Below are 19,817 nucleotides of genomic sequence, written 5' to 3' on the forward strand. Positions count from 1 at the left end.
CAGCCTCTTGCATGTCACGTCCGACGGGTGTCGCGATGACGCTCCCTCCGATCCGCGAATGGTGGCCGGAACTGTCCGTCGAGGGCCGCGTCGATGCGCTCGATCACGCCCCGCATCTGGGCGAGATCGCCAGAGAGGAGATCAGAGCCATCACCGGTGCGGTCGTCGGCATGAAGGAGACGCTGTCGGATGAGGACCTCGACTACGCGCGGGCGGATGCCGCGGCGCAGGTCGACGACGAGTCACCCGAGGAGTGATCGGCGGGCGTCAGGCCTCTGCGGCACCGGCGACCTCTTCGCGGAGACGGGGGACGGCCCGACGTTCGGGGCGGAGTCCTGCCTTGTCCGCATAGAAGGCGCGGATGCGGTCCATGTCGGCAGGGACGTCGCCGCTGAGTTCGAGCGTGGGTCCGAGACCTGTGGTCATCGTCGTGCGGTCGACGAACCCGAGGGTCACCGGCATCCCGGTCTCCCGGGCGATGCGATAGAAGCCGGACTTCCAATAGGCGTTTCCGCCTCGGGTGCCGTCAGGGGTGATCACGAGTCCGAAGACACCGCCGGTGTGCACCTGTGCCACGACGTCGTTGACGACCCGGGCGGGGTCGGATCGATCGACGGGGATGCCGCCGAGCCGCCGCATGATCGGACCGCGCCACCCGCGGAAGAGACTGCTCTTGCCCAGCCAATGGACCTCGATGCCCAGCCGCCATGCGATCGCCAGCATCAACACGAAGTCCCAATTCGAGGTGTGCGGCGCACCGATGAGGATGGTGGGCCGCGTGGGGGTCGCCTCGGCGGTCAGCCTCCAGCGGCTGAAGAACCAGAACAGGCGGGCGATGAGTCTCTTGAGCACAGGTCAACGGTAGGGGGAACACCTATCGATCGTCTGCCGGTTGCGGCCGGGCCCAGGAAGGAGATATCGGCGCCGGGGTGCACCAGCAGGCGTACCATCGAAGGATGTCTCAGACACAGGTACCCGTGGAGCAGGTCGCACCGGCCGTGCTCGAGCCGTTGCCCGGCGCTTCGAACCTGCTCGACGACGCCGCGGCGGGTTACTGCAGCGGTGGCGTCTGCCACCTCCCGGCGCCCAAGACTCCCACGGAGTAATTCCCTGGGGGAGCCCCCTCGCGAAGAGGGGGCCCGCTCCGCGAGGGTCAGCGCCGTCGAGCGACCGAGCGCCGTTCAGTGACCGACGTGGACGTCTCCCGCCACATCGTCGGCCGGCTTGCTGACGAAGGCGCTCAGCGCGACGGCCGCCAGCGAGATGATCGCCGCGATGAGGAAGGCCATGCGTGCGCCGGGAGCCCCGGCGGCAGCGGTCGAGAGTCCCTCGGCTTCGCCCGTGTGGAGGATGGCCGAGTAGGTGACGGTGAGCACGGCGACGCCGGCCGCTCCGCCGACCTGCTGCAGCGTGTTCAGCACGGCCGAACCGTGGGAGTAGAGCGAGCGCTGCAGCGAGCCGAGCGACGCCGAGAACAGGGGCGTGAAGGACATCGCGAGTCCGACCGACATCGCGGCCTGGACGATGATCAGCACCCACCAGACGGTGTGCTCGCCGACCGTCGAGTAGTAGAACAGGGCGGCCGACACGAGGATCGTGCCCGGGATGAGCAGCGGACGCGTGCCGCGCGCGTCGTACACGCGACCCATGATCGGACCCAGCAGACCCATGAGCACCGACCCGGGGAGCAGGATCAGACCGGACTGGAGCGCGTTGAGACCCGCCACGTTCTGCAGGTACTGAGGCAGCAGGGTCAGGGTGCCGAACATGGACAGCGCCAGGATCGTCATGATGACCACGGAGAGAGTGAAGTTCGCCGAACGGAACACCCGGAGGTCGAGGAGCGCGTCGTCCACGCGCTGCAGCAGGAGCTGGCGCCAGACGAACAGGCCGAGCGACGCTGCGCCCACGACGAGGGAGACCACGCCCACGGTCTCTCCCGAGCCGCCGTGCCCGCCGAACTGGCTGAGGCCGAACACGATGCCGCCGAATCCGAGGGCGGCGAGGGGGATGGACAGCACGTCGAGCGGGACCTTGCGGGTCTCGCCGAGGTTCGTCATCCACTTCGCGCCCATCAGGAGGGAGACGATCGCGATCGGAAGCACGATCGCGAAGAGCGCACGCCAGTTGAGGGTCTCGAGCACGGCGCCGGCGAGCGTGGGCCCGATGGCGGGCGCGAGCGAGATCACGAGGCCGACGCGGCCCATCATGCGGCCTCGCGACCGCGGCGGCACGACGTTCATGATGGTCGTCATGAGCAGCGGCATCATGATGCCGGTGCCCGCCGCCTGGATCACGCGGCCGACCAGGAGGACCTCGAAGCCGGGCGCGACGAGCGCGACGAGGGTTCCGAGCGAGAAGGAGATCATCGCGGCGATGAACACCTGGCGCGTGGTGAAGCGCTGCAGGATGAAGCCCGTCGTCGGGATCACGACCGCCATCGTCAGCATGAAGGCGCTCGTCAGCCACTGTCCGAGCTCGGGCGGGATGCCGAGGTCCTCGTTGAGATGCGGGATCGCGATGCCCATCGTGGTCTCGTTGAGGATCGCGACGAACGCCGCGACGAGCAGCAGCCAGATGACGCGCATGTCGCTGCGTGAGATGTCGCCTCCCGCAGTGCTCGGGGGCGTGGTGATCGAACCGGTGTCGACGGCAGACATGCGGCCTCCTGGGCACTGAGAGAAACGAGAGGAGTGCGCGAGTGCGCGGGAACCATTCAGCGTAACGGCGGGGTGTGACATTTCATTCCGGATCCACAGGAATCCGCTCTCAGCGGACGCTCAGCCTCGCCGGTACGAGCCGGGGTGTCGGCGAGGCTGACTACGCTGGCGACATGAGCATGGGTGGCATGGGCGGACGCGGAGGATTCCGCGGCATGGATGAGGACGCACAGCGCCGCATGAACGCGGAGGCGCCCCGCATCAACGGTCTCGGCGCCCGGGTCGTCGCCCTGTTCGCCCAGTACAAGTGGCGCATCGTCTGGACGGGCGTTCTCGTGATCCTCGGCGCCGCGATCGCTGTGATCCCACCGCTCCTCGTGCAGCGGATCTTCGACGACGCGCTGTTCCCCGTCGACGGCGGCGCCCCGCAGATCCCTCTGCTGATCCAGCTCGTCGTGGCGATGATCGGGCTGTTCCTCTTCTCGGCCGGGCTGGGGGTGGCTCAGACGTGGCTGACCTCGACGGTAGGCAACAGCGTGACGGGCGACCTGCGGGTGAGGCTCTTCGAGCACCTCCAGGCGATGGAGCTCGGCTTCTTCACCCGCACGAAGACCGGCGTCATCCAGTCGCGTCTGCAGAACGACGTCGGCGGAGTGTCCGGCGTGCTGACGAACACGGTCACGAGCATCCTCGGCAACGTCGTCACCGTCATCGCCTCTCTCGTGGCGATGATCCTGATCGACTGGCGGCTGACGTTGATCGCGGTCGTCCTCATGCCCTTCCTGATCGTCGTGCAGCGGCGCGTCGGGCAGGTGCGCGCCCGCATCGCGGGAGAGACCCAGGAGTCGTTGTCGGAGCTGACGTCGATCACGCAGGAGACCCTGAGCGTCTCGGGGATGCTGCTGTCGAAGGCCTTCAACAGGCAGCGGACCGAGTCGGAGCGCTACCAGGCGGAGAACCGCAACCAGGTGAAGCTGCAGGTGCGCAGGGCGATGAGCGGCCAGGGGTTCTTCGCCGTCGTGCAGGTGCTGATGGCGAGCGTGCCGGCCGTCATCTACCTCGTGTCGGGCTACCTGATCGCGGGCGGTACCGGGGCGATCACCGCCGGGACCGTCGTGGCCTTCACGACCGTGCAGGCCCGGCTGCTGCAGCCGCTCATGGGGCTCATGCGCGTCTCGCTCGATCTGCAGACCTCCTCCGCGCTCTTCGCCCGCATCTTCGAGTACCTGGATCTCGTCCCCGAGATCCGGGACTCCTCCGACGCCATCACCGTGGCCGATGCGCCGGGCCCTCGGGGGCGCATCGAGTTCCGCGACGTCGTCTTCCGCTATCCCGATGCCTCACCGGATGCTCGGCCGACGCTGCAGGGCGTGTCCTTCGTCGCCGAACCCGGTCAGCACGTCGCGTTCGTCGGCCCCTCGGGCGCAGGCAAGACGACCGTGCTCTACCTCGCGCCCCGCCTGTACGAGGCGCACGGGGGAGCGGTCCTGTTCGCGGGAGCGGACGTGCGCACGCTCACGCAGGAGTCGATCATCGACCAGGTCGGCATCGTGTCGCAGGAGACCTACCTGTTCCACGCGACGATCCGCGAGAACCTCCTCTACGCGAAGCCCGGTGCGACCGAGGCGGAGATGATCGCGGCGTGCACGGCGGCCAACATCCACCACATCATCGCGGGCTTCGAGGACGGCTACGACACGATCGTCGGCGAACGCGGCTATCGTCTCTCCGGAGGCGAGAAGCAGCGTATCGCCATCGCGAGGGTGCTGCTCAAGGATCCACCGGTGCTCCTCCTCGACGAGGCCACCTCGGCTCTCGACACCGTGTCCGAACGTGTCGTGCAGGAGGCGCTCGACGAGGCCGCCAAGGGCCGCACGACGCTGACCATCGCACACCGGCTGTCGACCGTGATGGGTGCCGACGTCATCCACGTCCTCGAAGCCGGACAGATCGTCGAGTCGGGAACGCACACGGAGCTGCTCGCTCTCGACGGTCTCTACGCCGAGCTCGCCGCCCAGCAGGTCGCGGCATCCCGCGTGCTCGACACCGAGGCGGTCATCGAGGAGGCGGTCACCGGGGGTGTCCGGGCGGCGCTCGCCGACCGTCGGGCCGATCGTGCTCCTCAGGACTCCGCGGGGGAGGACGCCGTCGCGGCTCTCACCGCGTCGGTACCACTCCTCGGAGAGCCCCGAGCCGACGATCGCGTGTACCCGGCGGGCGGCTGATCCGGGCCGCCCGGCGCTCGGTGCCGTTCTCCGTTCGTGCGTCTGTCAGTGCACCGACAGGCCGCCGTCGATGAACAGCGACTGACCCGTCACATACGACGAGCCGGAGCCGGCGAGGAACACCGCGGCGGCCGCGAAGTCCGACGGCAGGCCGTTGCGCCCGATCATGGTGCGCGCGGCAAGAGCGGCGATCTGACCCGTATCCTCCTGCAGGCGGGCGTTGAGCGGAGTCAGCACGAAGCCGGGCACCAGCGCGTTGCTCGTGACTCCGGTGCCGCCCCAGGCCTCCGCCTCCGAGCGCATGAGCGACTCGACGGCACCCTTCGAGGCACCGTAGACACCGCTGCCGACGAAGGCCCGGTGCGCCTGCTGCGAGCTGATGTGGATGAGACGGCCGTAGCCGCGCGACGCCATGCCCGTCGCGTAGCGCTGTCCGAGCAGGAAGGGGGCGAGCGCGTTGACGGTCATCGTCGCATCCCAGTCCTCCTCAGTGATGTCTGCGAAGGGCGGTCGGATGTTGATCCCCGCCGAGTTGACCAGGATGTCGGGTTCGCCGAACGGCGCGGTCGCCGCCTCAGCGAGTGCCCGGATGCCGGGGCGTGAACCGAGATCGCCGCTCACCCCTGCGGCGGTGCAGCCGGCGGCCTGCAGCTCTGCGACCGTGTCGGCGATCCGATCCTCGCCCCGCGCCACGATGACCGTCGCCGCCCCGGCGCGTGCCAGTGCCGTCGCGATCCCTCGACCGATGCCCGAGCTGCCGCCGGTGACGACGGCGGTGCGGCCGGCGAGCGAGAAGAGGTCGTCGAGGTAGTCGGTCATGGGGCTCCAGTCGGGGCTGTCACCACGCGAGCGCGGCGGTGAGGGAGGGATCAGGACTCGCATCCGCGAACTCCGGCAGAGCTCGCAGCTCGTCCACGAACAGCGACACCTCCGCGGCGTAGTCGGGGTCGGGGTGGGTCAGCCCGATCTCGACGAGCGGCGGCACGTCCATCGTCATGATGAGCTCGAGACGGGCGGTCACGGCGGTGTGCGCGCCGGCCTCGCGGAGGACCCGGATGCCGCCGCGCAGTGCGGTGAGATACTCGCGCAGCACGGACAGCCGCCCGCGGCCCTGTGTGATCGACGTGCCGTCTGCCCGGAGCCGCCACTCGACGACGGTGTCGGGGATGACATCGAAGGCGCGTGCGCGGGTGTACATGAGCTGCGCGACGATCTGATCCTCGTATGCGACACCCTCGGGGAACCGGAGGTCCGCCCAGAGCTCCGTGCGGCTCACCTTCGACCAGGCGACGATGTTCGCGCTGGCCTGCGGATGCTCGAAGATCGTGGTGCCCCGCCGCTCCGGCGCCGTGGCCGCCGACACCCAGGGCTGCACCCGACCCGCCGAGTACCTCGTGCCGTCGAAGCGGGATCGCACGTATGCGCCCGCTACGAAGTCGCTGCCCGTCTCGCCGAGGGTTCGGGTGAGACGTCCGAGCGCGGTGGGAGTGAGCTGGTCGTCCCCGTCGAGGAAGCCCACGAACGGGGTGTCCACGAGGTCCAGCGCGGCATTGCGCGCGGCTCCGAGACCCCGAGAGGCCTCGTGGTCGATCACCCGGAATCGACGGTCTGCGGATGCCGCCGCAGCGAAGACGGCACCGGTGTCATCGGTCGAGCCGTCGTCGACGAGGATGGCGGTCCAGCGCTCCTCGGTCTGGGCACGCAGCGAATCGAGGGCCGCGGGAGCGAAGGAGCCGATGTCGCGGCCGGGGACGATCATGGTAACGATCGGGGCGGGAGCGGTCACCAGCCGAGTCTAGAGGCGGCGTCGCGCCGAGAGCGGCGCCGGGCGGTCCCGCCGCCGAGACGGGATCACGAGCCCGCGACCGCGCGCACCGATTCCGCGACGAGCGCGGCGAGCTCGGTTGCGGCATTCCCCGGCAGCGGCACGCGGCCGAAGGAGAAGCGCACGGAGGTCTGCGCCACGGCCGGGTCCACGCCGCACGCCAGCAGGACGTGCGAGGGGTCGTCGCTGCCCGCGGCGCAGGCCGAGCCGCTCGACGACACGACTCCGCGCCGTTCGAGTTCGAGCAGGACGGCCTCGCCGCTGACGCCCGCGAAGGTGAAGCTCGCGGTCGCCGGGAGCCGCGATGCCGGGTCTCCGGTCAGAGCGGCCTGAGGTACGGCGCGGAGCACCTCCCGGATGAAGTCGGAGGACACCGCCGAGACCCCCGCGTTCACGACGCCCCGCTCGGCCTCCGCGAGCTCGAGAGCGGTGGCCAGCGCCACCGCGCCGGCGACGTTCTCCGTCCCCGATCGCCGACCCCGCTCCTGGCCGCCTCCGTGCAGCAGAGGTTCGAGCGGAATCCGACCGCGCACGGCGAGCGCGCCGATCCCCTTGGGCGTTCCGAGCTTGTGTCCGGCGATCGCCACGGCGTCCGCTCCCAAGCCCGAGAGCGGCAGCCAGCTGGCCGACTGCACCGCGTCGACGTGCAGGGGCACACCCGCACGGTGCGCCACCGCAGCCAGAGCCGGCACGTCCTGGATCGTCCCGATCTCGTTGTTGGCGTGGCCGAGCGCGACGAGCGCGGTGTCGTCGCTCATCGCCGCCTGCAGCGCGTCCGGGGTGATGCGGCCGACGGTGTCGACCGCGATCCTGGTCACGCGGACGCCGTGGAATCGCTCGAGATACTCAGCCGACTCGAGGATCGACTCGTGCTCGATCGGCGAGACGACCAGGTGACGGCGGCCGTCGTGCAGCCGGGCGAGGACGATGCCCTTCACCGCGAGGTTGTTCGCCTCCGTCCCGCCGCCGGTGAAGACGACGTCGCCCGCTCGCATCCCCAGCACTGCGGCCACTCGGGAGCGTGCGTCCTCCAAGGCGCTCGCCGCCGCCTCCCCGACTTCATGATGGCTCGACGGATTGCCGAACACGTCGAAGAGGTACGGGCGCATCGCCTCCCACACCTCGGCCCGCACCGGGGTGGTCGCGGCATGATCGAGGTACAGCATCGCTCAGTCGATCCGGACGTCCAGGCCCAGGTCGAGCGCGAGGACGGAGTGGGTGAGCGCGCCCACCGAGATCACGTCCACTCCGGTCGCAGCGATGTCCGCCACCGTCTCGAGCGTCACGCCACCCGACGCCTCGACCTGCGCGCGACCGGCGATCAGCGCGATACCCGCGCGAAGATCGTCGAGCGAGAAGTTGTCGAGCAGCACCGTGTGCGCTCCGCCGTCGAGCACCGCGGGGATCTGATCGAGACGGTCGACCTCCACCACGACGTGGGTCGTATGCGGGAGTCGCACGAGCGCGTCGCGGAGCGCGGTGGCCACATCGGCGCCCGAGCGCTGCAGCACGGCGAGATGGTTGTCCTTCGCCATGACGGCGTCGGAGAGCGAGAAGCGGTGGTTGCGACCCCCGCCCGAGAGCACCGCGTGCCTCTCGAACGCACGGAGGCCCGGCGTCGTCTTGCGTGTGTCGACGATGCGTGCCGTCGACCCTTCGATCGCGCGCACGTAGGCGGCGGTCATCGTCGCGATGCCGCTCATGCGCTGCGTGAAGTTCAGCGCGACGCGCTCGGCGGTGAGGATGCCGCGTGCGCTGCCGGAGACCGAGGCGAGGACGTCTGCGGGTGCGAACTCGTCGCCCTCGCCGACGTGGACGTCGACCTCGATCGTAGGATCGGTGAGTCCGAAGGCGGCGGCGAACACCTCTCCGCCGCTGAACACCCCGCGCTCGTGAGCGACGAGATCGGCCGTCGCCGTCGCTTCAGCCGGAAGCAGTGCGGTGCTCGTCAGGTCGCCCCAGGGCGCATCCTCTTCGAGGGCGGCACCGACGACGCGGGCGATGTGGGCGGGCGTGAGCATCAGGCAGTCTCCAGAACGGGGGAGGCGACATCGTCGCGATGGTGGGATCCGACGGAGTCGGTGCGGGCGAGAGCAGCGGATGCCGTCGCCTCGGCGAGCAGCAGAAGGTTGGCGTCCTCGTGCTCGGAGACGGTCCGCGGGGCGGGAGCGTCGGCTTTCCAGCGGCGGAGCGTCTCGATAGCCTGCGCGAGGCCGGCATCCGATCGCAGCAGACCGACGCTCTGCCACATCAGGGCCTGCACGGCGCTGCGGTCGATCGTCGTCGACCCGCTTCGCGTCGACCGGACTCGGTTCGTCACGGCTGCCGCGAAGACCGGGGAGGCGCCACTCCGGGCAGCGGAGGGCGACGGCCATGGCTCGTCGAGCGCCGAGGCGGCACGTGCTCCGAAGACCGCGCCCTCGAGCAGCGAGTTCGACGCGAGCCGGTTCGCGCCGTGCACGCCCGTCCTGGCCACCTCGCCGACGGCGAACAGCCGCGGCAGAGAGGTGCGCCCGACCAGATCGGTCGCGACGCCACCCATCAGGTAGTGAGCGGCCGGGGTCACGGCGATCGGCTCCGAGGCCCAGTCGATGCCGCGCTCGCGTGTCACGCGATCGATCGTCGGGAACCGTCGGGCCAGCGTCTCGGCGCCGAGCATGGTGGCGTCCAGCCGCACCGGCGCGGACTGCGCAGCCGCCTGGCGGGCGATCGCTCGCGAGACGACGTCGCGCGGCGCGAGCTCCCCGTCGGGATGGCTGTCGAATGTGAAGCGGCGGTCCTCGGCGTCGATCAGTGTCGCGCCCTCGCCACGTACGGCTTCGGAGATGAGGAACGGAGAGCCCGCGTCGAGCACCGTGGGGTGGAACTGCACGAACTCGAGATCGGCGACCGCGGCGCCCGCGCGCAGAGCCGCGGCGATGCCGTCTCCCGTCGCACCGGTCGGGTTGGTCGTGCGGGAGAAGAGCTGCCCCGCCCCTCCTGTCGCCAGGATCACCGCATCCGCGCTGAGGTCGGTCGTCGACCCGCCCACCAGGACGCGGATGCCGCGCACCGCACCGCCCTCCACCACGAGGTCGACGAGGAATGCACCCTCGACGACCGTGATGTCGGCTCGACGCACTGCGCCGATGAGTGCCGCGTCGATGGCCGCCCCGGTCGCGTCGCCTCCCGCATGCACGATCCGCGCGTGCGAGTGCGCGGCCTCCCGCCCGAGCAGCAGGTCGCCCGCAGGCGACCGGGCGAATGCGACGCCGCGGGCGATCAGCTCGGCGATCCGCTCCGCCGCATCGGTCACGAGCACGCTCACCGCCGCGGGGTCCGACAGCCCGGCCCCGGCCGCGAGCGTATCCGTCGCGTGACGCTCGGCAGAGTCGTCCGGACCGTAGATCCCCGCGACACCGCCCTGCGCGAGACGCGTGCAGCCGTCCCCGAGCAGTCCCTTCGTGACGAGCGTGACGGCGTGACCCGACTCCTGCGCGTGCAGCGCCGCGGTCAGACCCGCGATGCCGGAGCCCACCACGATGACGTTCATCGTGCGTCCGTCACCGCAGGGGGCTTGGCGGCCAGCATCCGCTCCAGGGCCACGCGGGCGGGGTCGGCGACGTCGGACGCCACCGTGATCCGGTTCGGAGTGCGGCCCGCCACGAGTTCCTCGAGCACCCACGCCAGGTATCCGGGGTGGATGCGGTACATCGTCGAGCACGGGCACACCACAGGGTCGAGGCAGAAGATCTCGTGCTGCGGGAACTGCGCGGCCAGCCGCCGCACGAGGTTGATCTCGGTGCCGATCGCGAAGGTGGTCGGCTCTGTCGCGGCCGCGATCGCCCGTCGGATGTAATCCGTGGAGCCGGCTTCATCCGCGGCATCCACGACCTCCATGGGGCATTCGGGGTGCACGATCACCCGCACTCCCGGGTGCTCGTCCCTCGCCTGCTCGATCTGCGAGACCGTGAACCGGCGGTGCACGGAGCAGAAGCCGTGCCAGAGGATCACCCGCGAATCGACGAGCTCCGATGCCGTCGACCCGCCGAGCGGTCGGCGCGGGTTCCACATCGGCATCTGCTCGAGGGGCACGCCCATCGCCTTCGCCGTGTTGCGTCCGAGGTGCTGGTCCGGGAAGAAGAGGACGCGCTGACCACGTGCGAACGCCCATTCCAGGACGGTCGCGGCGTTCGACGAGGTGCACACGATCCCGCCGTGGCGTCCGACGAATCCCTTGATCGCGGCCGACGAGTTCATGTACGTGACGGGGATGACCGGCACGCGTCCGGATTCGTCGAGCGCATCGAGGTCGCCGAGGACGTCGCCGAGCTGGTCCCAGCAGTCCTCGACCTGGTCGATGTCGGCCATGTCGGCCATCGAGCATCCGGCCGCGAGGTTCGGCAGGATCACGGCCTGGTCCGGGCCGGAGAGGAGATCAGCCGTCTCCGCCATGAAATGCACTCCGCAGAAGACGATGGCCTCGGCGTCGGGCCGCCCCTTCGCGGCGGTGGCCAGCTGGAAGGAGTCACCAACGTAATCGGCATGCCGGACCACCTCCTCCCGCTGGTAGAAGTGGCCGAGGATCACCGCGCGGTCGCCCAGGGTCTGCTTCGCGGCGCGGATGCGCGCATCCAGCTCCGCCTCGCTCGCCTCCCGGTAGTCCGCGGGAAGCTCTCCCTGCCGGGGGGATCCGGTCGGGATGACGTCCCCCATGGAGGAGCCGGGTCCGTAGCCCGGTCGCGCGTCGAAGTCCCAGGGGCCGGCGGCGAGGTCCGTCGCGCAGGTCGCATCGGTCGAGGCGCCGGAGACGATCGACTGGATGGCGTGGTCGACGGAGGCGTCGACCGGCGTCGGCATGGGCGGTGTCGGCAGGAACGTGATGCTCATCGGATGCTCGTTTCCTCGGGGCCGAGCGGGCCGTGGTCGGCCAGCTCCAGGGTGGTGTCGAGTCGGTACAGGCGGGCCGGGCGGTGGCTCCCGGTGCGGAATCCGTCGGTGGGGACCAGGTTGCCGGTGGCATCCACCTGGCGTCGGAAGTTCGCCGGGTCCAGGTGGCGGTCGAGGATCGCCTCGTAGGCCTCGCGGAGGTCGGACAGGGTGAACTCGGCAGGCAGGAAGCCGTGCGCGACGCGGCTGTAGCCGACCTTGTTGCGCAGACGCCACAGGGCGTACTCGACGATCTTCGTGTGATCGAACGCGAGGGGCGGCAGGCTCGTGAGGTCGAACCAGCGCACGTTCTCCGGTGCGCGTCCGGAGGCCCGGTGTGCGGAGCTCTGCGCATCGACGTCGTCCTGGCGCAGCAGCGCCCAGTACACGATCGAGACCACCCTGGTGGGGGAGCGATCCACCGCTCCGAAGGCGTAGAGCTGCTCGAGATAGCTCGGCGTCAGCCCGGTGGTCTCGGCCAGGGTCCGCGCCGCCGCGTCGACCGGCGATTCCTCGGCGGTCAGCCATCCGCCAGGCAGCGCCCACTGGCCGGCGAAGGGCTCGCGCGTGCGCAGCACCAGGGGGAGGGCCAGCACGGCCGACCCGTCCTCTCCTCGCCGCAGGGTGAGGATCACTGTGGACACTGCCACATCGATGCCACTTTGAGTCATGGGGACTTTAACCTCCGCCACCGATCTTAGTGTCATCGCGACCATTAGTGCATCTCCATGACGCCGCGGGGTCCGAGTCCGAAACGTTATATGCCGGTGTTCCGAACTCTTGTCGCCTCCGTGGCTATTTGTTAGGTTACTGTCCTAACAAATCCCTTTTCCGGGATCTGCCCGAGCTCCACCCGGAGCCCGTCTCCATTCGGAGAATCCCTCCTGCAGTGCAGCACCGAGAGGAAATACAGAATGATCCGTAACGGAAGGCGCAAGATCGCGCTCACCGCTGTGGCGGGGGCCTCCGTCCTCGCCCTGGGCCTGACGGCCTGTGGCGCAGGCGGCAGCGACGAGGGGAGCGGTGGCGACAGCGACCGCGCGCTTCGTGTCTGGGCCGGCAGCCAGACCCCGATCACCGCGAACTACAACCCGTTCGCACCGACTGTGCTCCACGGCGCGCTCGGACCCATCTACGAGCCGCTGTTCTTCTTCAACAAGACGGCGGACTCCGAACCCGTCGGCCTGATCGGCGACTCCTACGAGTACAACGAGGACGGCACGGTGATCACCATCACCATCAAGCCCGACCTCATGTGGAGCGACGGCGAGCCCCTCACGGCCGCCGACGTCGCATTCTCCTTCACCTACGAGGCCAACAACCCCGAGGGCAACGGTCTGGTCTCCGCCGAGGCCACCGACGACACCACCGTCGTGCTCACCTACTCGAGCGCGCAGTACACGACCGAGTTCCAGCGTCTCGGCTCGACGTACATCCTCCCTGAGCACATCTGGTCGGAGGTCACCGACTTCGCGAACTTCGCGAACGAGGAGCCGGTGGGCTCGGGCGCGTACGTGGTCGACAAGACCACGAGCGAGTCCTACACGCTCGTCGCCAACGAGAACTTCCGCGACGCCGATGAGCTCGGCGTCAAGAAGGTCCAGTACATCGCGGTCGACAACAACCAGACCGCTCAGGACCTCCTCGCCGCGGGCGAGCTGGACTGGACCGGCATGTTCATCCCCAACCCCGACGACGTGACGGGCAACGGGATGATCGACTGGATCAACACCCCCCAGGACCCGACGGTCCTCTACACCTGCTCGAACGCCGAACTCGGATGCACGGGTCCGCAGACCGACGTCGCCGTCCGCCAGGCCCTGAACGTCGCCATCGACCGCGCGGCGATCAAGGACAAGGCGTTCGTCGGCCTGACCGGCGACGTCTCGCCGACGTTCGCGCTCCTTCCGCGCGACGAGAAGTGGGTCGCGGACTCCGCCAACGAGGTCAGCCCCCAGGAGGCGAACGCCGCCGAGGCGGGCGAGATCCTCGAGGCCGCCGGCTACACCAAGGACGGCGACTACTACGCCAAGGACGGCACGCCGGTCGAGCTCAGCCTGATCTCGGTCGACGGCTGGACCGACTACAACGACGCCGCGAAGCTGATCGCGGAGCAGGCCGAGGCGGCCGGCATCAAGATCACCGCATCCACGGTGCAGTGGCAGGAGTTCTCCGACGCGCGTCAGGGCGGGGACTTCCAGCTGATCGTCGGCGGTGTCATCGGCACCTCCGTCGCTGACCCGTTCCAGATCTACCGCGACTGGTTCGGCGGCACCGAGGTCGCATCCACCAGCGCAGTGGGCACCGAGGTCCCCGCCGGGCGCTGGAACTTCAGCCGGTACAGCAACCCGGTCGTCGACCAGGCGATCCAGGCTGCGGTGAGCACGGACGATGAAGCCGAGAAGAAGGAGCTCTACGGCACGATCCAGACCGAGATCGTCCGCGACCTCCCCTACATCCCGCTGGTGATCAACGCGACGCAGACCTTCTACAACACGAAGGACTTCACGGGCTGGCCGACCGAGGAGGACCTCTACGCCTTCCCGCCGTCCTGGGGTGCGATCGCGGCGGGCTACGTCCTGACGCAGCTGCAGCCGGCGAACTGACGAGATGAGGGCGGGGGAGCAGGAAGCAGGTCAGTGATATGAAGTTCTATGCACGAAGAATCGGGTTCTACGCGTTCACGCTGTGGGCCGCGATATCACTCAACTTCCTGCTTCCCCGGCTCATGCCGGGGAATCCGGCGGACATCATGATCGCCAAGATGCAGCGAGCGGGCGGCGAGGTCTCGGAGACCACCATCCGCAACATCAAGCTGCTTCTCGGCGGTGATGACTCCTCTCTCTGGGAGCAGTACCTCTCCTACTGGGGCCGGATGCTCCAGGGCGACCTGGGCATCTCGGTCACGAAGTACCCGACTCCGGTGACCGAGCTCATCGCCGGGGCGCTCCCGTGGACGCTCGTCCTGGTCGGCACCGCCACCGTCCTGTCGTTCATCCTCGGCGTCGGCCTCGGAGCCTGGGCGGGGTGGAAGCGGGGGACGTGGGTCGACCATCTGATCCCGGCGACGACGGTGCTGCAGTCCATCCCCTACTTCTGGATGGCATTGATCCTGGTGGCCGTGTTCGCGGTCGGATTGGGATGGTTCCCGATCTTCGGCGGCTACGACGTCTTCGACTTCCCCGACGGTCCCGAGCCCACGTGGGCGTTCTTCTCGGATGCGCTCTCGCACGCCGTCCTCCCCGCGCTGACCATCGTCATCTCCTCGGTCGGCGGCTGGATGTTCGGCATGCGCAACATGATGGTGCAGACGATGGCCGAGGACTACGTCCTCACGGCCGAGGCGAAGGGCCTTCGACCACGCCGCATCATGACCACGTACGCGGCTCGGAACGCGGCGATCCCATCGATCGCGGGCTTCTCGATCACGCTGGGGTTCGTCGTCTCGGGGTCGATCGTGATGGAACAGGTCTTCACGTATCCCGGAATCGGCAAGCTGATGTTCCAGGCCGTGACGAACAACGACTACGCACTGATGCAGGGGCTCTTCCTCGTGATCACCATCACGGTGCTCGCGGCCAACTTCTTCATGGACCTCGTCTATGGCTTCATCGACCCGAGGGCTCGCCAGAATGTCTGACACCGACAACATCGCGCTGATCACCAAGGATCAGCCCACGACCCAGCCGGCCACCACCATCTCGCTGGCCACTCACCAGGGCCGCAAGAAGCGTCGCATCCTTCCGACGACCTCACCGAAGTTCGTCGTCGGAGCCTCGCTCGTGCTCGCGATCGTGCTCTTCGCGCTCGTCGCGCCGCTCTTCACCCAGAACCCCCGCAGCACTGCCAATGCGGCGCTGCAGCCGCCGTCCGCGGAGCACTGGCTCGGCACCACGAAACTCGGCAACGACGTGCTGGCGCAGCTCGCGGTCGGCGCCCAGGGGTCGCTGCTGGTCGGAGTGGTCGCCAGCGTCATCGCGATCGTCCTGTCCCTGGTCTTCGGCGTCTTCGCCGGCTATCTCGGAGGCTGGCGGGAGGACGGACTCGCGCTCATCACCAACGTCATGATCGTGATCCCCGGGCTTCCGCTGGTGATGGTGATCGCCTCCTTCGTGCCGCAGCGCACGTGGCAGCTGGTCGCCGTCTTCCTCGGCATCACGTCCTGGGCCGGCGCCGCCTACGTCCTGCGACTGCAGACCCGCTCGCTGCGCAGCCGGGACTACGTCTACGCCTCGAAGGTCGCAGGCGAGAGGTCGTTCCGCGTCATCCTCGTCGAGATCATGCCGAACCTGCTCCCGCTGCTCACCGCGCAGTTCCTGTTCGCCCTCATCTTCGCGATCCTCGGAGAGGCGGGTCTGTCGTACCTCGGGCTCGGCCCGACGGACTCGATCACGTGGGGCACGATCCTCAACGACGCGCAGTCCGGGCAGGCGCTCGGACGCGGCGCGTGGTGGTGGTTCATCCCGCCGGGAATCATGATCGCGGTGCTCGGCGCCGGGCTGGCGCTCATCAACTTCGCGATCGACGAGGTCATCAACCCCAAGCTGCGCAATGCGCCCGACGCCGCCCGGCGGGTGCGCAAGGCCGCCAAGACGAAGGGGGTCGCCGCGTGAGCGCTCCGGATCCCGTGCTCTCCGCACGCAACGTGTCGATCGAGTACGAGGTGGATCCGCCGGTCAAGGCGGTCAGGAACGTCTCGCTGACCCTCAACCGCGGTGAGATCCTCGGTCTGGCCGGTGAGTCGGGATGCGGAAAGACGACGCTCGCCTACGGCATGAACCGGCTGCTCAAGGCGCCGGCGCTGATGACCGGCGGTGAGATCGTCTTCCACGACCGCGACGGCCGCGACATCGACGTCGTCGCGCTCGACGGCGACGGTCTGCGCGCGTTCCGCTGGGACAAGATCTCGATGGTGTTCCAGGGCGCGATGAACTCGCTCAACCCCGTGATCAGCGTCAGAGCACAGATCTTCGACATCTTCGACACCCATCGGCCCGGCATGTCCAAGAAGGACAAGCAGGCACGCGCCGAGGAGCTGCTCACGCTGGTCGGGGTCGATCCGTCGCGCCTCACGAGCTTTCCGCATGAGCTCTCGGGTGGAATGCGCCAGCGCATGATGATCGCCATGGCGCTCGCGCTGGACCCGCAGGTGATGATCATGGACGAGCCGACCACGGCGCTCGACGTGGTCGTCCAGCGCGGCATCATCCGCGAGATCATGCGTCTGCGCGAACGGCTCGGCTTCGCGGTCATCTTCATCACCCACGACCTCCCGATGCTGATCGAGATCAGCGACCGGATCGCGGTGATGCTGCAGGGAGAGATCGTCGAAGAGGGCACCGCCGAGGAGATCTACCGCACCCCGCAGCACGAGTACACGAAGAAGCTGCTGTCCAGCTTCCCGAGTCTGAAGGGCGAGCGGGGCGACTTCGTCCGCACCGGAAGCCAGCCCGGTCAGGAGGAGATCCGATGAACGCCCCGACTCTCGAAGCGCGCAATCTGGTGAAGGACTTCACCTTGCGCTCGGGCCTGAGAACCTCGGTCCTGCATGCGGTGAAGGACGTCTCCTTCACCATCGAGGCAGGCAAGACGGTCGCGCTGGTGGGGGAGTCCGGTTCGGGCAAGTCCACGATCGCGCGGATGCTGATGAAGCTGGAGACGCCCACGAGCGGGCAGATCCTTCTCGACGGGCAGGAGACGGGAACCCGCAGCCGTGCCGTCGAGGCGTATCGCTCCCAGGTGCAGATGGTCTTCCAGGATCCGTTCGCCTCGCTGAACCCGTTCCACTCGATCCTGCATCACCTCGAGCGCCCGATCCGGCTGCATCATCCGAAGCTGTCCGGCGACGAGGTGCGTGCTCGCGCTCTGGAGCTGCTGGAACGCGTGCGCCTGTCGCCGGGGGAGAGCTTCGCCGAGCGGCGTCCCCACGAGCTGTCGGGCGGCCAGCGGCAGCGCGTCGCCATCGCGCGGGCATTGGCGCCGGGGGCGCGGTTCATCGTGGCCGACGAGCCGGTCTCGATGCTCGACGTCTCGATTCGCCTCGGAGTCCTCAACCTCCTCGCCGACCTCCAGCGCGAGGAGGACCTCGGGGTCCTGTACATCACGCACGACCTCGCGACGGCACGGCACTTCAGCGACGAGATCATGGTTCTCTACAAGGGCGACGTCGTGGAGCGGGGGCCGGCCGACGAGGTCATCCTGAATCCTCGGCACGAGTACACGAAGACGCTTCTGGGAGCCGCCCCCGAGCCGGAGAACCTCGGACGCCTGCGGGACGAGGTGAGAGCGGAACTGGCAGGACGCTGACAGCGCCTCGCCCTGCGCCCTGCGCCCTGTGCCGACGGCGTCGACCCGCTAGACTGAGGCCACAAGTGAAGACAGGCCGAATGACCCACGCGGGAGAGCCCCGGCGAATGCAGCCGGGCACCGAAGGAGCAAGCCTCCCCGCCAATCTCTCAGGTACGCGTACCGCGCGGTTCCGGCCACTCTGAAAAGCGATCGCGAGCGACTTCACGTCTGCTCGGATCCGCCGACGGTGAAAGCCCGATCTCCGGGCGAAGCTCTCAGGCCCATGACAGAGGGGGAGTTCCCAGGAACAGCATCGCTGGTCCGCCCGACCCAGCCCGGGAGAACTCCATGTCCGACCCCCGCTACACCCCTCTGCGTGATCGCCACGAGGCGCTCGGCGCGTCGTTCACCGACTTCGGCGGATGGCAGATGCCGGTGCGATACACGTCCGATCTCGCCGAGCACCATGCCGTGAGGCAGGCCGCGGGCATCTTCGACATCTCGCACATGGCGGAGTTCCTCGTCACGGGCGACTTCGCCGCGGAGTTCCTCGACTACTCACTCGCCGGCCGACTGTCGGCGATGGCGGTGGGCAAGGCGAAGTACTCGCTGATGCTGGCCGATGACGGCGGGATCATCGACGACGTCATCGTCTACCGGCTCGCCGAGGACCGCTTCCTGGTGATCGCGAACGCGGGCAATCGAGGCTTCGTCGACGCGGCATTCGCGTCGCGAGTGCGCTCGTTCCCTTCACGCATCGAACGTGAGATGCCGGCCAGGGCCGCCGGAGAGGAGCGAGGGTTCGCCGGATTCATCGGCGACAGGGGCGTCGACGTCGAAGACGTCTCCGACGACTTCGCACTGCTCGCTGTGCAGGGCCCCGCGGCAGAGGCGATCCTGTCGTCAACGACGGGAATCGCCGACCTCGGCACCCCGTGGGCCGAGCAGAAGTACTACGCATGGGCCGACGCGATGTTCCTCGGGGCGCCGCTGCTCCTCGCCCGCACCGGGTACACCGGCGAAGACGGATTCGAACTCCTCGTGAGAGTCGCCGACGCGCCGGCGCTGTGGGACGCGCTGCTCGAGGCGGGCCAGAACCACGGGCTGGTCCCCGCCGGTCTCGCAGCGCGCGACACCCTCCGACTCGAGGCCGGCATGCCTCTCTACGGCCACGAGCTCTCGCGGGAGACGAAGCCGTCTCAGGCGGGCCTCGGGCGCGTGGTGGTGTCCGACAAGGAGGACTTCGTCGGCAAGGGCGCTGTGGATGCCGCATCCGACGCACCCGTGCTCGTCGGCCTCGTCGCCGAAGGGAAGCGCGCAGGCCGTGCGGGCTACTCCGTGGTCGACGCGGACGGCGCCGTCCTGGGGGAGATCACCAGCGGTGCGCTCAGCCCCACCCTCGGCCACCCGATCGCGATGGCGTATGTGGCACCTTCTTCCGCTGCGGAGGGAACCGCAGTATTCCTTGATGTGCGGGGGACCAGGATCCCCGCGACCGTGACCGCCCTGCCTTTCTACCGGAGGACCAAATGACCGACCTCACCACGCTCAGCTACACCGAGGAGCACGAGTGGATCGCCGCTGGCGGCGACACCGTGACCGTCGGCATCACCGATTTCGCGGCGGACAAGCTCGGAGACGTCGTGTTCGTCGAACTGCCCGCCGTCGGCACCGAGATCGCCGCGGGCGCGGTCGTCGGCGAGATCGAGTCGACCAAGTCGGTCGGCGAGCTCTACGCCCCGGTCTCCGGCACGGTCGTCGAGATCAACGACGCCGTCGTCGACGACCCCTCGCTCGTCAATGCCGAGCCGTTCGAGGGCGGATGGCTGATCAAGGTCTCGGTCGCAGACGGCGCCCTCGACGGACTGCTCGACCGCGACGCCTACGTCGCTCTGACGGAGGGCTGATCCG

19 protein-coding genes and 1 riboswitch are annotated in these 19,817 nt (G+C 68.8%); of the genes, 10 read left to right on the forward strand and 9 right to left on the reverse strand.

Annotated features, from left to right (window positions below; genetic code table 11):
* Positions 1 to 35: 35 nt before the first annotated feature.
* On the forward strand, positions 36 to 257 hold the full coding sequence (locus BN2660_RS10855; RefSeq protein ID WP_141651278.1) for a hypothetical protein: 222 nt from the start codon (positions 36 to 38) through the stop codon (positions 255 to 257).
* A 10-nt stretch (positions 258 to 267) separates the two neighbouring features.
* On the opposite strand, the gene BN2660_RS10860 is transcribed toward BN2660_RS10855, so the two are convergent.
* Positions 268 to 852, reverse strand: coding sequence for a 1-acyl-sn-glycerol-3-phosphate acyltransferase (locus BN2660_RS10860; protein WP_091231552.1), 585 nt, complete (start codon positions 850 to 852; stop codon positions 268 to 270).
* A gap of 104 nt (positions 853 to 956) precedes the next feature.
* Between BN2660_RS10860 and BN2660_RS16625 the strand changes: the two genes are divergently transcribed.
* Positions 957 to 1,106: a hypothetical protein gene (locus BN2660_RS16625; protein WP_176697167.1), complete on the forward strand. Its 150-nt coding sequence runs from the start codon at positions 957 to 959 to the stop codon at positions 1,104 to 1,106.
* A gap of 75 nt (positions 1,107 to 1,181) precedes the next feature.
* Here the strand turns inward: BN2660_RS16625 and BN2660_RS10865 are convergent, their stop codons facing one another.
* Positions 1,182 to 2,660, reverse strand: a complete 1,479-nt coding sequence (locus BN2660_RS10865) for an MDR family MFS transporter (protein ID WP_091231555.1) — start codon at positions 2,658 to 2,660, stop codon at positions 1,182 to 1,184.
* A gap of 179 nt (positions 2,661 to 2,839) precedes the next feature.
* Between BN2660_RS10865 and BN2660_RS10870 the strand changes: the two genes are divergently transcribed.
* A complete protein-coding gene (locus tag BN2660_RS10870; protein ID WP_091233561.1) occupies positions 2,840 to 4,885 on the forward strand; it encodes an ABC transporter ATP-binding protein in 2,046 nt (681 codons plus the stop codon).
* 45 nt (positions 4,886 to 4,930) lie between these two features.
* Here BN2660_RS10870 and BN2660_RS10875 read toward each other — a convergent pair whose 3' ends face one another.
* The 7 genes from BN2660_RS10875 to BN2660_RS10905 form a co-directional block, all read right to left on the reverse strand.
* Positions 4,931 to 5,704: an SDR family NAD(P)-dependent oxidoreductase gene (locus BN2660_RS10875; RefSeq protein WP_091231559.1), complete on the reverse strand. Its 774-nt coding sequence runs from the start codon at positions 5,702 to 5,704 to the stop codon at positions 4,931 to 4,933.
* 19 nt (positions 5,705 to 5,723) lie between these two features.
* Positions 5,724 to 6,671, reverse strand: coding sequence for a glycosyltransferase family 2 protein (locus tag BN2660_RS10880; RefSeq protein ID WP_255305120.1), 948 nt, complete (start codon positions 6,669 to 6,671; stop codon positions 5,724 to 5,726).
* Between the two features lie 65 nt (positions 6,672 to 6,736).
* Complete coding sequence (locus BN2660_RS10885; protein WP_091231567.1) at positions 6,737 to 7,876, reverse strand: cysteine desulfurase family protein; 1,140 nt, start codon at positions 7,874 to 7,876, stop codon at positions 6,737 to 6,739.
* A 3-nt stretch (positions 7,877 to 7,879) separates the two neighbouring features.
* Positions 7,880 to 8,731: a carboxylating nicotinate-nucleotide diphosphorylase gene (gene nadC / locus BN2660_RS10890; protein WP_091231570.1), complete on the reverse strand. Its 852-nt coding sequence runs from the start codon at positions 8,729 to 8,731 to the stop codon at positions 7,880 to 7,882.
* Positions 8,731 to 10,242 carry an L-aspartate oxidase gene (nadB, locus tag BN2660_RS10895; protein ID WP_091231574.1) on the reverse strand — a complete coding sequence of 504 codons (1,512 nt, stop codon included), beginning with the start codon at positions 10,240 to 10,242 and terminating at the stop codon, positions 8,731 to 8,733. The genes nadC and nadB overlap by 1 nt, the downstream gene beginning before the upstream one ends.
* A complete protein-coding gene (nadA, locus tag BN2660_RS10900; protein WP_091231577.1) occupies positions 10,239 to 11,579 on the reverse strand; it encodes a quinolinate synthase NadA in 1,341 nt (446 codons plus the stop codon). Before nadA ends, nadB begins: the two co-directional genes overlap by 4 nt.
* Complete coding sequence (locus tag BN2660_RS10905) at positions 11,576 to 12,289, reverse strand: NUDIX hydrolase (RefSeq protein ID WP_091231580.1); 714 nt, start codon at positions 12,287 to 12,289, stop codon at positions 11,576 to 11,578. The genes nadA and BN2660_RS10905 overlap by 4 nt, the downstream gene beginning before the upstream one ends.
* A 243-nt stretch (positions 12,290 to 12,532) precedes the next feature.
* On the opposite strand from BN2660_RS10905, the gene BN2660_RS10910 reads away from it, so the two are divergent.
* From BN2660_RS10910 to gcvH, 7 genes are all read left to right on the forward strand, one after another.
* Complete coding sequence (locus BN2660_RS10910; RefSeq protein WP_091231584.1) at positions 12,533 to 14,224, forward strand: ABC transporter substrate-binding protein; 1,692 nt, start codon at positions 12,533 to 12,535, stop codon at positions 14,222 to 14,224.
* A 38-nt stretch (positions 14,225 to 14,262) separates the two neighbouring features.
* On the forward strand, positions 14,263 to 15,258 hold the full coding sequence (locus BN2660_RS10915) for an ABC transporter permease (RefSeq protein WP_091231587.1): 996 nt from the start codon (positions 14,263 to 14,265) through the stop codon (positions 15,256 to 15,258).
* Positions 15,251 to 16,231: an ABC transporter permease gene (locus BN2660_RS10920; protein WP_091231589.1), complete on the forward strand. Its 981-nt coding sequence runs from the start codon at positions 15,251 to 15,253 to the stop codon at positions 16,229 to 16,231. The genes BN2660_RS10915 and BN2660_RS10920 overlap by 8 nt, the downstream gene beginning before the upstream one ends.
* Positions 16,228 to 17,091 carry an ABC transporter ATP-binding protein gene (locus tag BN2660_RS10925; protein WP_255305121.1) on the forward strand — a complete coding sequence of 288 codons (864 nt, stop codon included), beginning with the start codon at positions 16,228 to 16,230 and terminating at the stop codon, positions 17,089 to 17,091. The genes BN2660_RS10920 and BN2660_RS10925 overlap by 4 nt, the downstream gene beginning before the upstream one ends.
* Positions 17,088 to 17,924, forward strand: coding sequence for an ABC transporter ATP-binding protein (locus BN2660_RS10930; RefSeq protein WP_091231592.1), 837 nt, complete (start codon positions 17,088 to 17,090; stop codon positions 17,922 to 17,924). Before BN2660_RS10925 ends, BN2660_RS10930 begins: the two co-directional genes overlap by 4 nt.
* Positions 17,925 to 18,004: 80 nt before the next feature.
* Positions 18,005 to 18,099, forward strand: a riboswitch (glycine riboswitch).
* A 155-nt stretch (positions 18,100 to 18,254) separates the two neighbouring features.
* On the forward strand, positions 18,255 to 19,439 hold the full coding sequence (locus tag BN2660_RS10935) for a glycine cleavage system aminomethyltransferase GcvT (RefSeq protein WP_091231596.1): 1,185 nt from the start codon (positions 18,255 to 18,257) through the stop codon (positions 19,437 to 19,439).
* Positions 19,436 to 19,813 carry a glycine cleavage system protein GcvH gene (gene gcvH, locus BN2660_RS10940; protein WP_091231600.1) on the forward strand — a complete coding sequence of 126 codons (378 nt, stop codon included), beginning with the start codon at positions 19,436 to 19,438 and terminating at the stop codon, positions 19,811 to 19,813. Before BN2660_RS10935 ends, gcvH begins: the two co-directional genes overlap by 4 nt.
* Positions 19,814 to 19,817: the final 4 nt, after the last annotated feature.

The sequence above is a fragment of the Microbacterium sp. 3J1 genome, from assembly GCF_001049495.1.
GTDB lineage: Bacteria > Actinomycetota > Actinomycetes > Actinomycetales > Microbacteriaceae > Microbacterium.